General features: G+C 70.8%; 10 protein-coding genes and 1 pseudogene. 7 read left to right on the top strand and 4 right to left on the bottom strand.

Translation table 11 applies throughout. The features are described 5' to 3' along the window. Positions 1-84: 84 nt before the first annotated feature. The 4 genes and pseudogenes from ACIBK4_RS38405 to ACIBK4_RS38390 all read right to left on the bottom strand — a co-directional run bounded on the left by ACIBK4_RS38405 (position 85) and on the right by ACIBK4_RS38390 (position 6,152). Positions 85-633 (bottom strand): hypothetical protein, encoded by a 549-nt coding sequence (locus ACIBK4_RS38405; RefSeq protein ID WP_399002629.1) that lies wholly within the window; start codon positions 631-633, stop codon positions 85-87. Between the two features lie 366 nt (positions 634-999). Further along, a pseudogene (gene ligA, locus ACIBK4_RS38400) lies at positions 1,000-3,091 on the bottom strand (NAD-dependent DNA ligase LigA). A gap of 103 nt (positions 3,092-3,194) precedes the next feature. Continuing rightward, on the bottom strand, positions 3,195-5,111 hold the full coding sequence (locus ACIBK4_RS38395) for a PPC domain-containing protein (protein WP_399002627.1): 1,917 nt from the start codon (positions 5,109-5,111) through the stop codon (positions 3,195-3,197). 393 nt (positions 5,112-5,504) lie between these two features. Beyond that, positions 5,505-6,152 (bottom strand): Lrp/AsnC family transcriptional regulator, encoded by a 648-nt coding sequence (locus tag ACIBK4_RS38390; protein ID WP_399002625.1) that lies wholly within the window; start codon positions 6,150-6,152, stop codon positions 5,505-5,507. A 185-nt stretch (positions 6,153-6,337) separates the two neighbouring features. Here ACIBK4_RS38390 and ACIBK4_RS38385 point away from each other — a divergent pair, with 185 nt between their 5' ends. The 7 genes from ACIBK4_RS38385 (at position 6,338) to ACIBK4_RS38355 (ending at position 13,616) form a co-directional block, all read left to right on the top strand. Continuing rightward, positions 6,338-7,924, top strand: coding sequence for an ABC transporter substrate-binding protein (locus tag ACIBK4_RS38385; RefSeq protein WP_399002623.1), 1,587 nt, complete (start codon positions 6,338-6,340; stop codon positions 7,922-7,924). Then, entirely contained in the window at positions 7,899-9,020 is a 1,122-nt protein-coding gene (locus ACIBK4_RS38380) for an ABC transporter permease (RefSeq protein WP_399002621.1), read from the top strand. Before ACIBK4_RS38385 ends, ACIBK4_RS38380 begins: the two co-directional genes overlap by 26 nt. Then, positions 9,017-9,919 (top strand): ABC transporter permease, encoded by a 903-nt coding sequence (locus ACIBK4_RS38375; RefSeq protein ID WP_399002619.1) that lies wholly within the window; start codon positions 9,017-9,019, stop codon positions 9,917-9,919. Before ACIBK4_RS38380 ends, ACIBK4_RS38375 begins: the two co-directional genes overlap by 4 nt. Continuing rightward, complete coding sequence (locus tag ACIBK4_RS38370) at positions 9,916-10,710, top strand: ABC transporter ATP-binding protein (RefSeq protein ID WP_399002617.1); 795 nt, start codon at positions 9,916-9,918, stop codon at positions 10,708-10,710. Before ACIBK4_RS38375 ends, ACIBK4_RS38370 begins: the two co-directional genes overlap by 4 nt. After that, complete coding sequence (locus ACIBK4_RS38365) at positions 10,707-11,660, top strand: ABC transporter ATP-binding protein (RefSeq protein ID WP_399002615.1); 954 nt, start codon at positions 10,707-10,709, stop codon at positions 11,658-11,660. The genes ACIBK4_RS38370 and ACIBK4_RS38365 overlap by 4 nt, the downstream gene beginning before the upstream one ends. 254 nt (positions 11,661-11,914) lie before the next feature. After that, positions 11,915-13,069 carry a M24 family metallopeptidase gene (locus ACIBK4_RS38360; protein ID WP_399002613.1) on the top strand — a complete coding sequence of 385 codons (1,155 nt, stop codon included), beginning with the start codon at positions 11,915-11,917 and terminating at the stop codon, positions 13,067-13,069. Between the two features lie 46 nt (positions 13,070-13,115). Then, positions 13,116-13,616, top strand: coding sequence for a DUF4440 domain-containing protein (locus ACIBK4_RS38355; protein WP_399002611.1), 501 nt, complete (start codon positions 13,116-13,118; stop codon positions 13,614-13,616). Positions 13,617-13,670: the final 54 nt, after the last annotated feature.

The following is a 13,670-nucleotide window of genomic DNA, read 5'->3' as shown; positions in this document are numbered from 1 at the left end:
GGAGCCGCTGTTTCGATAAGTGTGTCGTTTCTGTCACGGCAATCAGAGATCAGCCGAGTGTTGGAGTCGCGGGTGGCTCGTGGCTCAGAAGGCGAACGCCTCGGTCAGGCGCAAGGTGTAGCCGTCCTCTTCCATCAGGACGACCGTGACGCCGAACGGGGAGGGATGGTCCAGTTCGAGGGGAGTGAAGGCGTAGTCGACCGCTGCCTGCACGGGAGGCAGCAGTTTGGCGTCGGGCTGGGGAGCCGGGGCCGGCTGCCACTGGGGTCCGGCGGAGGTCGGGTCCTCGGTGTAGGGGAACTGGTGCAGCGTGTGGCCGTCCTTCGTGGCGTGCACCATGTTGAGGCAGGGCGACGGGTCGTCGGACGGCAGTTCACAGGTGGTGGCGACGTCCTGGGTCTCCCAGGCGAGCACGATCTCGTCGGCGTTCGCCGCCGCGGCGATGTTCGACAGCGACGCGATCGCCGTGAGCGCGTCCTCGCCGGACTTGACGGGGCGCAACCAGATCAGGCCGACCAGCTCGCCGCGCACGAGCGGCATGATGACCGGGCGGGGTACGGCGCCTTCGCTGAGACCCGCGACGTACGCGCTCTTCATCGACTCCGTCAGCGCGTCGAACGTACGCGTGTCCATGAACTCCCCATCCGCAGCGGCTGTGTGGCGTCCATTCTGCCCCTGTCGCGGAGTGCGGAAGGCCGCTCCTGAGAGTGAAAGAGGCCCCGGCTGGACGGGGGAGACCAGCCGGGGCCGTACACGGTGGCGTGCGGAGGGCGGTCGCCTCTCGGCGAGGGGCTCCATGGGGCTTCAGCCGAACGATCTTCCCCATGGGCTATAGGTGAGGCCCGGGGACACTGTCCCCTCCGCAGCCACGTAAGCAAGAACGGGCGACCGTCCCCGATTGTTCCCACCGATGTCCCACCGGCGGGTGTGACCTGCGGAACATCCCCTGCGGAACACTCCGTGGGGACCACCCCCGGCGCAACACTCCGTGCGCAGGCCTCAGTTGACGTAGTCGGCGACCAGGGCCGCGAACTCGTCCGGGGTGGCGAGCCGGACACCGAGGGTTTCCGCCTTGGCCCGCTTTGATCCCGCGTTCTCGCCGGCCACGACGAGGGTGGTCTTCTTGGAGACGCAGGACGAGGCACGCCCACCGGCACGCTCGATGAGTTCGTTCATCTGGTTGCGGCTGAGCTTCTCCAGGGGGCCGGTCATCGCGCCGGTGACGACCACCGTCATCCCGGACAGCGGCCCGTCGTCCGCTGTGGCCGCGGCCCCTTCGCCGTCGGCGTCGTCCGTCATGGGCGCGGGCGGGGTCGCGCCCGGCTCGGTCATGTTGACGCCAGCGGCGACGAGTCTGTCGATGAGCGGGGCCAGTTCGACCAGCTCGGCCACGATCGACGGGGCCTTCTCCGTGCCGATGCCGTCGACCCGCTGCATCGCATCGATTCCGCGTCGGCGGCACGGATCTCGTCCATGGTCGCGAAGTAGCGCGCGATACGGCGGGACATGGAGCGGCCGGTGCCGCGCACCCCGAGCGCGCACAGCACCCGGGACAGCGGTTGGCCCTTGGCCGCGGTGATCGCGGCGAGGAGGTTGTCGGTGCTGGTCTCGCCCATCCGCTCCAGGCCCAGGAGTTGCTCCCGGGTGAGGGCGAACAGGTCGGCGAGATCGGCGACCAGGCCCGCGTCGACGGGCTGGACGACGCGGGTGTGGCCCAGGCCCCCGATGTCGAGCTGGTCGCGGCCGGCGGCGTACGAGAGTGCGGCCACCAGATGGCAGTTGCGGCCCTGTTCGCATCGCCACCGCAGCTCGCTGGTGTCGATCCCGGAGCCGCAGCGCGGGCACACCTCGGGGAACACGATGGGCTGTTCCTCGCCGGTGCGCAGACGCGCGACCGGGGCCTCGATGCGGGGGATCACGTCACCGGCGCGATGGACCATGACGTGGTCGCCCAAGCGCAGGTCGCGGCGCGTGATGTCGCCCGGGTTGTGGAGGGTGGCGTAGGTGATGGTGGCGCCGTCGATCTCGACCGGTTCCAGGACGGCGCGCGGGGCGATGATGCCGGTGCGGCCGACGTTCCACTCCACCTCCAGGAGCCGGGTGATCTTCTCGACGGCGGGCAGCTTGTAGGCGATCGCCCAGCGCGGGGCCCGCGATCCCGAACCGGCGGCCTGCTGGTCGGCGGCGAGGTCGGCCTTGATGACGATCCCGTCGATCCCGAACGGCAGTTGGGCCCGCAGCGCGCCGATCTCCTGCACCCGGGCCAGGACCTCCTCCACCGTGTCGGCGGTGATGCCGGGCACGTCGGTGGTGGCCGTGGTGTTGACCCCGTAGGCGGCGGCCTGGGTCATCAGTTCGCTCTGCGCGAGCTCGGGCAGCCGTGCCGCGAGGTCGGCCTCGGTGTCCGGGAGGGGCAGCAGGCCGTAGCCGAAGAACGTCATCGGCACCGTGTAGGCGCGCTCCTTGGCGCGCAGCGTGCCGGCGGAGGCGCCGCGCGGGTTGGCGAAGGGCTGGCCGCCGTGCGCCGTGCGGACCTCGTTGCCGTGCTCGAACTGGGCGGTCGTCATGAGGACTTCGCCGCGCACCTCCACGGTGACCGGCTCGGCCAGCTCCTGGGGCAGGCCCTCGATGGTGCCGATCGCGTGGGTGACGTCCTCGCCGGCCGTGCCGTCGCCGCGTGTGATGAGGCGGGTGAGGCGGCCGTGCGTGTAGCGGGCGGCGATCGCGAGGCCGTCCAGCTTGGGCTCCACGCTGAACCGTGTCACCTCGTGGTCGATTCTTCGCGCCAGGGAGGCGGTCCAGGTGGTGAACTCCTCCGGCGAGAACACGTTGTCCAGGCTCAGCATCGCCAGCGTGTGCGGGACATCGCCCTCGACCGCGCCGCCGGCCACCTTCCCGGTGGGGAGTCGGGCAGCACCCGGTCGGGATTCTCGGCCTCCCAGGCGGCGATGCCGCGCACCAGCCGGTCGGAGGAGTCGTCGTCCAGGGCGGAGGTGCCGCCCGTGTAGTAGGCGGCCGACGCCTTCACCGCGCCCTCGACCGCCTGCGCGTAGGCGGCGGCATCCACGATCACAGCTGCAGGAGTTGTCATGACTCTCGTCCTGCCTGCCACCACTGACAATGCCCCGGGCGTGACACCGAGCGAGGCCTCCTCGCCCACGGGCGAGCGGGCGAGGAGGCGTTCGTCACCGCGCTCAGCCGAGCCCGCGGCTGTACGCCCAGGCGGTCGTGTTCAGGGTGTCCTCGAAGCCGGTGAACGGCTCCTGCTGGGTGTACGAGTCGGTGGTGAAGTCGACGTCGACGTCGACGTCGACGTCGTCCGCCGTACCGCCGATCCCGTCCGCCCCGACGCCGAGCATCTGGGCGATGTTGCCGCCCTGGTCCATCAGGTTGGCGGTGTCGTCGTACTGGTCGGTGTGCCAGTTGCCCGAGTAGTGCCCGATCTCGTGCGTGATGATGTTGCCGAGGCCCCGGCCGATGAAGCCGATCTTGTCGCTCTGCGGCCCGAGATAGGTGTTGAGCGAGTTCGGGTTCGGGGCCGCCGCGCTCAGCAGGTCGAGCAGGACGAGCGCGGTGTCCTCGTGGCCGTAGTTGCCAGGGTCGATCGAGGACGAGATGCCGATGGTCGGGATGCCGGACTCGGCGATGGTGCCGCCCACGACGACCCGGCTGACGTTGGGCTGCCCGAACGGGTCGGGATTGTCACGGCTGTTGAGGACCCGGACGGCGAAGTGCGGGTCGGTGCCCTTCTTGGCGAGGTCGGTCGCGATGTTCTCCTTCACCGAGGTCACGACGGCATCGATCACCTTGTTCTCGTCGGCTGGGCTGAGCCCCCAGCCGGGCAGGAACGCGGACAGCGGTGACAGGTCGTGCTGCGCCCCGCCGGAGCCGAAGATCGATGTGTTGACACGAGCACCGTCGAAGTCGAGGAAGAGCGTCTGGACCGTGCCCTTGCGCTCCACCTCGGTTCCCGGCCGGTAGGCCTCCAACTCGGCCTGATAGGCGCCGACTCCGTTGCTCACGGCGAGGAAGTACCGGCCCGCGCGCGGCGCCACGAGCTCGACCGTGGCGTTGCCACCGCCGGGCAGCGGCGACGCCGGTGAGTAACTCCCGCTCGCGTCCAGGGTCGAGCCCATCAGCTCCGTACCGGCGGCGTCGTAGAACGACAGATGGTGTCCGCTGCCGGTGACCGTGGCCCCGACGACGTCGCCGGCCTTCAGATCGACGCCGTAGACGTCCTGGTCCCCGCCCTCCTGGGTCGAGAGCTTGAGGCTGTACGCGCCTTCGGAGCCCACGCCGGCCCCGCTGGCGGGGTCCTTCGGATCGGTGGGCGAGCCGATGTTCGGCCCTGAACCGCCCACCATCAGGTAGTAGTCCCCGGTGGTCGGCAGCGGCAGGCTCACGGAAACGTTTCCACTCGACGGGTCGTCGGCCCAGAACACCGTGCCGCCGTTCGCGTCGTAGAGCCGCATGACCGCGTTGAAGTCGCCCTGGGCGCCCACCTCCATGGTGAGAGGCACGCCGCTCGGCACTCCGGAGACCTTGTAGAAGTCGAAGTCGCCGTGACCGTCACCGGCACTGCCGTGCGGCCCGTCGCCGATGACGCCGCTGGTCTTGACGGCCTGTCGTGCGCCGGAGACTCCGGTGTCGATGGCCAGCGGGATGGACCCGTTGTCCTCCGAACCGGCAGGCAGGGTAACGATGTCGGGGTCCTCGGCGAGGTCACCGGTGATGGCGACCGCGGAGTTCTGACGGGCGCCGGTGCCGAAACCCGTGATGCGTTCGGCGGTCGGCACGGTGTCGTTGGCGCCGAGTGTGCCCGCGGGTTCCTTCTCGGTGTACGGCGTCGCGGCCGCGAGCCGGGCCAAGTCCCGCTGTGCGGACCGGAGTTTGCCGCGGGCTCCTCGATCCACGTCGGCCTGAAGGAAGTTGACCCTGCCGCGGGCCTCGGCCGGCAGCAGGGCCAGCGACGGATCGAAGTTCAGTCCGCCCGGGCTGGCCGCGCCTCTGTGCGCCAACTGGAGCCCATCGGTGATCTGTTGGGCGATCCGGTCGGTTCGGGTCCGTGCGGTGTGCTGATCCGCGTGTGCCGGTGAACCGGCGACGGACATGGCCGCGCTGAGTAGTGTGACGGTCAGGATGCTGGCTAAGCGGTGGCGATGTGCGCCTGCGCGCATGCGGTCTCCCCTCCGCGGAACCGCGCTCGGCGGTCCGGCGGTCCTGTTGCGAGCGTTCTGGTCAGGAGCGCTCTGGGCAGGGCCTGATCGGGTGGGGTGCCGGTGAAGGTGTTCGTGCGATGGCGGCGCCCGTGATCAGGCCGTCCGGCAGATGTGGTCTAGTCCAGCAGTCGGGCATGGGCATGTCAATAGCGCCCTGTGCTGTCCGGTCGTAGGGCAGGCCTGGGTGTCCGGTGGGGCGAGAAGGACTTCGGCGGGCGGGGCGGGCTCCGGCCTCGACGATCGCACCCACCCGCGCACTTCGCGCCGGAATCAGCCGCCGCTCCGTCAGTCCTCGGGCTCGGAAGCGCGTTGCAGGTCGGCCCGGCCCTCGGCCGCGCGGATGAAGCGTGTCATGCCGAACTGGCTTGTGCCGGGGGCGTCTTGGGGGCCGCCGGTCGCGGAATCGGTGGAGCGGGGCGTGGCCGGCAGGACGTAGGGGCGGCGGAGCACCTCGTCGAGGATGATCACGGTCTCGGTCGCGCGGACCGCGGGGATGGTGGAGAGGCGGTCGGTGACCAGGCGGTGGACGGCGGTGACGTCGGCCACCCGGATCTGGATCATGGCGTCGTGCTCGCCGGTGGTCACAGCGCAGTACTCCACCTCCGGCATCTGGGCGAGCGCCGTGCGGAACTGCTTCCACAACTCCTGGCGGACCGTGACGAAGATCAGCGCGCAGATCTCCAGGCCGACCCGGTTGTGGTCGACGCGGGCGCTGAAGCCGTTGATCACGCCGTCGGCGCGGAGGGCTTCGAGGCGGGTGTAGGCGTTCGCGCGGGAGACGCCGACGCGCTCCGCGAGGGCCGCGACGGAGATGCGGCCCTGGGTGCGCAGCACGTCGAGGATCTTGAAATGCACCGAATCCAGGGCAAGACCGATGCCGATCCGTCCAGAGCGGCGTGAGCCCGGGGTCTCCGGGGTCGACAGATCTTCCATGTTCGCGCCTCTCCGTCGCATTACGTCTCGCGCTGGTCCCGTCCGCCGAGAGTCCTGGTTAGTTTCAGCCAACCCTAACGGCGAATCGTCCAGGTCCTCTCCCGGCATCCGCCCGCACCCGCACGCCCGGTCCCGCACGGCCTTCTTCCGCTCCGCCACGCTCCGCCCTGCTCACGGAGGCACGCATGCCCAGATTCACTGCCGGGTCGTACCCGGTGGCACTCCCTCTCGTCGCGGTCGCGGCGCTCGCCCTGAGCGCCTGCTCGGGCGGTACGGGCGCCACCGGCTCCTCGGCCGGCAAGACCCTGGTCGTCGACACGTCGTTCAACCTGAAGACCGCCGACCCGGGCCGTGAGTTCGAGCCGACCGGGCAGATCGTGGACAAGGCGCTGTACGAGACGCTGCTGTCCTTCAAGGGCTCCGACGTCACCAAGCCGGTGCCGGGCCTCGCGTCCTCGTACGAGCAGTCGGCGGACGGCAAGACGCTCACCCTGCACCTGCGGACGGGCGCCAAGTTCGCGGACGGCAGCGCGGTCACCGCCGACGACGTCGTCTTCTCGCTGAACCGGGTGATCGCGCTCAAGGGCAACCCGTCGTTCCTGCTCGACGGCGTCACGGTCACGAAGACGGACGCGTCCACCGTCACCCTGGTGTCGAAGAAGGCGAACCCGGCGCTGCCGTTCATCCTCCCGAACCCCGCGCTCGGCATCCTCAGCGCCAAGACGGTCCAGGCTCATGGCGGCTCGGCGACTTCGACCGACGCGGCGGAGAAGTACCTCAACACCACGTCGGCGGGCTCCGGCCCGTACACGCTCACCTCGTTCAACACGAACACCCAGGTCGTGCTGACCAAGAACCCCAAGTACACCGGCTCCGACAAGCCGACCTACGACAAGATCGTGCTGCGCAACGTCCAGGCCCCCACCCAGAAGCTGAACGTCCAGCGCGGCGACAGCCAGATCGCCCTCGACCTCACCTCCGACCAGGTCAGCGGGCTCGGCGGCGGACTCAAGGTGGACAGCGGCGCCTCCTCGGACGTGATCTTCCTGCTGCTCAACCGGGACACCAAGGTCAGCACTACGACGGCCAACGCCAAGTTCGCCGAGGCGGTGCGCAAGGGCATCGACTACAAGAGCCTGCTCGCGCTGGCCGGCAGCGGCTCCGTCCAGCCCGCCGGGATCATCCCGTCGACCTTCCTCGGCGCACTGCCCGCCTCCGAGGCCGCCGGACGGGACCTCGCAGGCGCGAAGGCGGCGCTCAAGGCGAGCGGCATCGCCAAGCCCTCCGTGACCCTCGGCTACGCGAGCGACCTGACCGTCGACGGACTGTCCCTCCAGACCCTCGCCGAACGGGTCCAGGCCCAGCTGAAGGAGGTCGGCATCACGGTCACGCTCGCCCCCGCGCCGACCACGACGGAACTCGACAACTACCGCAACGGCAAAGAGCAGTTGGGCCTCTGGTACTGGGGCCCTGACTACCCGGACCCCAGCGACTACCTGACCTTCCTCCCCGGCGACCTCGTCGGTCTCCGCGCGGGCTGGAAGGCCGGCGCCGACCCCACCCTCACCGCGCTCGGCGACAAGGCGGCGACGACGATCGGCGACGACACCCGCAAGACCCTGTACGAGCAGATCCAGACCCGCATGAACGCCTCCGGCCCCTTCATCCCGCTGATGCAGCCGAGCCGCAACACCGTCTCCGCCGCGTCCGTGACCGGCGTCGCCTACAACCCCGTATGGACGATCGATGTCGCCGCGCTGGGCGCCAAGTAGGGCAACGGGCGGGAAGAGCACGGGAGTTGAGAGCGGCGGCCGTCCCCTCCCCGGCCGCCGTCGTCTCCTCGCCCGCCACCCCCTCGCCCGTTTCCTCCTCCGCCGTACCGCCACCGCGGTCCTGCTCGCCCTCGGCGTGACCCTGGTGACGTTCATCCTCACCAACCTGGTCCCGGGCGACCCGGCGGCGGCGAACCTCGGTCAGCGGGCCATCGGCGACCCGGCGATCGTCGCCCAGTTCCGCCACCACTACGGCCTCGACAAGCCACTGCCGGTCCAGTACGTCACCTACCTCGGCAACCTCCTCCACGGCGACCTCGGCGAGTCCCAGCAGAGCCACCAGTCCGTCCTCACCGACCTGTCGACGGCCGTCCCCGCCACCCTCGAACTCGCAGGCGCCGCGATCGTCGTCTCCCTGATCCTGGGCGTGGCCTTCGGCGTCGTGGCGGCGCTGCGCCGAGACCGCTTGACCGACCAACTCCTGCGCGTGGTCAGCCTGTTGGGCGTCTCGGTACCGACCTTCTGGCTGGCGCTGCTCGCCTTCTACATCTTCTTCTACCGCCTCGGCTGGGCTCCCGGCAGCGGCCGCCTGGACCCTGGCATGACAGCCCCGCCACACGTCACAGGCCTCTACACGCTCGACGCGGCACTCGCGGGCCAGTGGCCGGTGTTCTGGAGCGCGGTGAGCCATCTCGCCCTGCCCGCACTGGTGTTGACGGCGTACACCGTCGGCCTCCTCACCCGCTTCACCCGCTCCGCCGTACTGGAGGTCCTCAACCAGGACTACGTCCGGGCGGCCCGCGCCAAGGGCCTCCCCGCCCGCACGGTCCTCTTCCAGTACATCCTCCGCGCGGCCCTCGTCCCCGTCATCACCGTCGCCGGACTGGCCTTCGGCGCCCTCCTCTCCGGCACCGTCCTGGTCGAGTCGATCTTCGCCTGGCCGGGCCTCGGCGCCTACGCCTACCGCAGCGCCACCACCCTCGACCTCCCCGCCGTGATGGGCGTCGGCCTGGTCGTCGGCCTCGTGTACCTGACCGTCAACCTCGCCGTGGACGTCCTGTACGGCGTGATCGACCCGAGGGTGAGGGTCCAGTGAAACGCAGTCCTGAGCGGAGTCCCGAGGGCGCGGTGAAACGCGGTCTCCTACGACGGCTGCCGCCGGCCTGGCGTCGCCCGCTCGCGGTGACGGGCGGCCTGGTCGCGGTGTTCTGGCTGCTGATCGTGGTCGCCGCCCCGCTGCTCGCCCCGCACGACCCCCTCGCGCAGAACCTGCCCCGGCTGGCCGCCCCAGGCTCCGGACACTGGTTCGGCACGGACGAGCTGGGCCGGGACGTGCTGAGCCGCGTGCTGTACGGCGCCCGGGTCTCCATCCCGCTCGCGCTGCTGCTGGTGGCCATGTCGCTGCTGGTCGGCGGGGTGCTCGGGGCCTGCGCCGGGTTCTTCGGGCGGTGGGTGGACGAGACCGTGATGCGGATCGCGGACCTGGTGTTCGCCTTCCCCACCGTCATCCTGGCGATGGTGGTCGCCGCCGCGCTCGGCGCCAGCCTGCAGAACGCGGTGCTGGCCGTCCTGGTCGTCTCCTGGCCGTCGTACGCACGCGTCACCCGGGGCCTGGTGATGGGCCTTCGAAACCGTGAATTCGTGCTCAGCGGACGGCTGTTGGGCTTCTCCGCCTGGCGTTCGCTGCGCGTCGACATCCTGCCCAACGTGCTCGGGCCGCTGCTGGTCCTGGCCACCCTCGACATCGGCACCGCGACGCTGCTGCTGTCCGGGCTGTCCTTCCTCGGGCTCGGCGCGAAACCGCCCACGGCCGAGTGGGGCGCGATGGTGGCGGACGGCACGCAGCAGTTCGACAAGTGGTGGATCGGGGTCTTCCCGGGTCTGGCGATCCTCACCGTCGTCCTCGCCTTCAACTTCCTCGGCGACACACTCCGGGACGCCCTCGACCCGGGCACGGCCCGCACGATCGGCGCGGAGAAGGAGCGTGTGGCATGACCGCCGGCGACAGCGCGGACGTACTGAGGATCAGCGGCCTCACCCTCGACCTGGGCGGCGCCCGTATCCTCGGCGGCGTCGATCTCGCGCTTCGACCCGGGCGTATCCACGGGCTCGCGGGGGAGAGCGGTTCGGGCAAGACCATGACCGGTCTCGCCGTGCTCGGGCTGCTGCCGCCGGGCGCGCGGACCGGCGGCCGGATCGAGTTCGAGGGCGCCGACCTGCTGACCTTGCCGGTCCGCCAACTGGCCGCGCTGCGTGGGCAGTCGGTGAGCATGGTGTTCCAGGATCCGTCCACCAGCCTGCACCCCATGCTCAGCATCGGCCACCAGCTCACCGACCACCTGCGCCACCACCTGAAGCTGAACCGCAAGGCCGCGAAGGAACGGGCCGCCGATCTGCTGACACAGGTCCGTATCCCCAACCCCCGTGAGGCGCTGGGCCGTTACCCGCACCAGTTCTCCGGCGGTATGCGTCAGCGGATCGCGATCGCGATCGCGCTGGCCTGCGAACCGAAGGTCCTGATCGCCGACGAACCGACCACCGCGCTCGATGTGACCGTGCAGGCAGGCGTGTTGAGACTGCTGCGCGGCCTCTGCGACGACCTCGGCCTCGCCGTCCTGCTGGTCACCCACGACCTGGGCGTGATGTCCGCGATCGCCGACGAGGTGAGCGTGATGCGCCACGGCCTGGTCGTCGAGACGGGTCCGCGGGGCCGGGTTCTCACCGAGCCGCAGCACGAGTACACCCGTCAGCTCCTGGACGCGCTCCCCGGAAGGAGCACCGTATGACCCCCGACCCGACGGCCCCTCTCCTCTCGGTCGACGACCTCGTGGTCCAGTACCACCGGCCGGGCGCACCGCCCACCCGCGCCGTCGCCGGGGTCAGCCTCCAGGTGCGGGCCGGCGAAGTCGTGGGCCTGGTAGGGGAGTCGGGCTGCGGCAAGTCCACGCTGGCGCGCGCGGTCTGCGGCCTCGTCCCGTCGGCGGAGGGCCGGATCGTCTACGACGGCACCCCCGTACGCCCGTTGCGGGTGCGCCGCCGTGAACTGGCCCTGACCGGCGTCCAGATGGTCTTCCAGGACCCGTACGGCTCCCTCAACCCCCGGCGCCGGGTGGGCTCGCAGATCGCCGACGGCATTCGTACGGCGGCGGGGCGAGGCGAGTCGGCGGCCGAACTCACCACGCCGGAGGACCTGTTGACCCGGGTCGGCCTGACGGCGAGCGCCGCCGATCGCTACCCCCAGGAGTTCTCCGGCGGCCAACGCCAGCGCATCGCCATCGCCCGCGCACTGGCCGCCCGCCCCCGGCTGCTCGTCGGCGACGAACCGATCTCCGCGCTCGATGCCTCCGCTCAGCTCCAAGTCGCCACGCTGATGCGGTCGTTGGCCGTCGAGTCGGGCGCCGGGCTGCTGTTCATCAGCCACGACCTGTCCGTCGTACGGCTGATCGCGGACCGGATCGCCGTGATGTACCTCGGCCGGATCGTGGAGACCGGCCCCACCGCCGAGGTCTGGGCCGACCCGCGCCACCCCTACACCCGGGCCCTGCTGGCCGCCGTACCGAAGCCCGACGGTGCGGGCGTGCTGCCGGCCGAACTCCCCGGCGACGTACCCGACCCCGCCGCACCGCCGAGCGGCTGCCGGTTCCATCCCCGCTGCCCTCAGGCGTTCGACGGTTGCGACCGGGAGGAGCCGCAGTTGATCGCGGGGGGTGTCGCGTGCCGGTTGTACGCGGCGTGAGCGGGGGTGGGCCGTCCGACTGGGTGCTGTTCCGGGCCGCCCTGTGCCTGTACCGGCCGCACGGCGCCGACTGATCCTTCCAGCGCTTGATCACAGCGCCGCCCTCCGAAGCCGCCCCGCCGGGAGACGGCCGCTCCTCCGGGACGCGCCTCACCGTGCCCTGTCCGCCGCTCGCGTGTCCGGAGCACCGTGTCGGGGGTACTCCGCCCCCCCCCGCACACACAGAACCGCCCGCCGAACCTCACGGAGAACCGATGCCCGCCACCTCGCCGTCCCACGACGACCACTCCGCCGAACCGCCCGCGAACCTGTACCCGCCCGACCGCCTTCACCGCGCCCGCGAGGCCACGGCCCGGGCCGGTCTGGACGCCCTGCTGATCTCGCCCGGTGCCGACCTGCGGTATCTGACCGGCTACGACGCCAAGCCGTTGGAGCGGCTGACCTGCCTGGTGCTGCCCGCCGACGGTGACCCCTTTCTCCTCGTACCAGCTCTGGAGGAACTCGCCGCCAAGGCGTCCCCGGCCGGTGACCTGGGCATCGAGATCACCGGGTGGGACGAGACCGAGGACCCCTACGCCCTCGTCGCGGCCCGGCTGCCCGCCCGTACCGCCCGCGTCGGTGTCGACAACCGCATGTGGGCGGAGAAGACCATCGCCTTCCGCGACCAACTGCCGGACGTGCGGCAGGAGTTGGCCGGGGAGGTGCTGAACGGGCTGCGGATGCGCAAGACCCCGCAGGAGGCGGCGGCCCTGCGGCGGGCCGGTGCGGCCATCGACCGGGTGCATGCCCGCATGGGGGAGTGGCTGCGGGCCGGACGTACCGAACGCGAGGTCGGCCGGGACATCGCGGACGCGATCATCGCCGAAGGGCATGTCCGGGTCGACTTCGTCATCGTCGGCTCCGGCCCGAACAGCGCCAGCCCGCACCACGAACTCTCCGACCGGACGATCCTCCCCGGCGACCCCGTGGTGGTCGACATCGGCGGTACGGCCCTGGACGGCTACTGCTCCGACTCCACCCGCGTGTACGCGGTGGGCGAGCCGCCCGCCGAGTTCCGCCGCCTCCACGACGTACTGCTGACCGCCCAACGCGCCCAGACCGACGCCGTACGGCCGGGCATCACCGCCGGTCAACTCGATGCCGTGGGACGGGACATCATCGCCGACGCCGGATACGGCCCGCACTTCATCCACCGCACCGGACACGGCATCGGCCTGGAGAGTCACGAGGAGCCCTACATCGTGACCGGCAACCCGCTCCCGCTCGCACCGGGCATGGCCTTCTCCGTCGAGCCCGGCATCTACCTGCCCGGCCGGTACGGAGCGCGGATCGAGGACATCGTGATCTGCACGGAGGCGGGCGGCGAGCGCCTCAACCGCACACCCAGGGACCTGGTCGTCCTCCCCTGATCCGACCACGCCCGCTTCACCTCACCACTTCGTCAAAGGACCCGCCATGCCCGCTCCACCGCCCCCTTCCGCCCGTCCCGCCGCCGACCACGGTGCCCGTCCGGGTGGCGCGCCCGCCGACCTGGCCGAGGTGTGGACGGTGATCACGGGCATGTACGAGGGCTACACCGCGGGCGACCGTGCGCGCATCGACGCCTTCCTCGATCCCGAGGCCACCATCTGGGACTCGGCGACCCCTGAACTCATCTGCGGCAGAACGGAGTTGAACCGCGTCCGCGATGCCCGGCCCACATCCGACGACGGACCCGCCGAGACCGGCCTCACGGCGTACGGCCAAGTCGTCGACGTCTTCGGGGATTTGGCCGTGGCCCGCTACTGGCTCCGGGTCGAATTCCGCGCGGCCCCGGCGGAGTTGGCCCGGAACACCGCGGTCCTGCGACGCGCCCGTCCGGACGGTGACTGGCTGGTCGTGCACCTCCACGAGGACATCCAGGGCATGTCGGGACGGGACGGAGAAAGCGGCGGGGAGACAACCCCGCTCCGCTGACTTCGAGTTGGGAATCCTGTGACAGGTGAGGCACAGGGGTCCGTTCCCTCTACT

The organism is Streptomyces sp. NPDC050528, from assembly GCF_044457795.1.
Classification (GTDB): Bacteria; Actinomycetota; Actinomycetes; order Streptomycetales; family Streptomycetaceae; genus Streptomyces.
Note: the sequence above shows the minus strand (reverse complement) of the source record. Positions and strands in the feature narration are given on the sequence as shown.

Bases quoted from the DNA above. Each gene is read 5' to 3' on its own strand.
- ACIBK4_RS38355 (WP_399002611.1), top strand. From the start codon at position 13,116: ATGCCCGCTCCACCGCCCCCTTCCGCCCGTCCCGCCGCCGACCACGGT.
- ACIBK4_RS38365 (WP_399002615.1), top strand. From the start codon at position 10,707: ATGACCCCCGACCCGACGGCCCCTCTCCTCTCGGTCGACGACCTCGTG.
- ACIBK4_RS38405 (WP_399002629.1), bottom strand. From the start codon at position 633: ATGGACACGCGTACGTTCGACGCGCTGACGGAGTCGATGAAGAGCGCG.
- ACIBK4_RS38380 (WP_399002621.1), top strand. From the start codon at position 7,899: ATGTCGCCGCGCTGGGCGCCAAGTAGGGCAACGGGCGGGAAGAGCACG.
- ACIBK4_RS38385 (WP_399002623.1), top strand. From the start codon at position 6,338: ATGCCCAGATTCACTGCCGGGTCGTACCCGGTGGCACTCCCTCTCGTC.
- ACIBK4_RS38390 (WP_399002625.1), bottom strand. From the start codon at position 6,152: ATGGAAGATCTGTCGACCCCGGAGACCCCGGGCTCACGCCGCTCTGGA.
- ACIBK4_RS38395 (WP_399002627.1), bottom strand. From the start codon at position 5,111: ATGTCCGTCGCCGGTTCACCGGCACACGCGGATCAGCACACCGCACGG.
- ACIBK4_RS38370 (WP_399002617.1), top strand. From the start codon at position 9,916: ATGACCGCCGGCGACAGCGCGGACGTACTGAGGATCAGCGGCCTCACC.
- ACIBK4_RS38360 (WP_399002613.1), top strand. From the start codon at position 11,915: ATGCCCGCCACCTCGCCGTCCCACGACGACCACTCCGCCGAACCGCCC.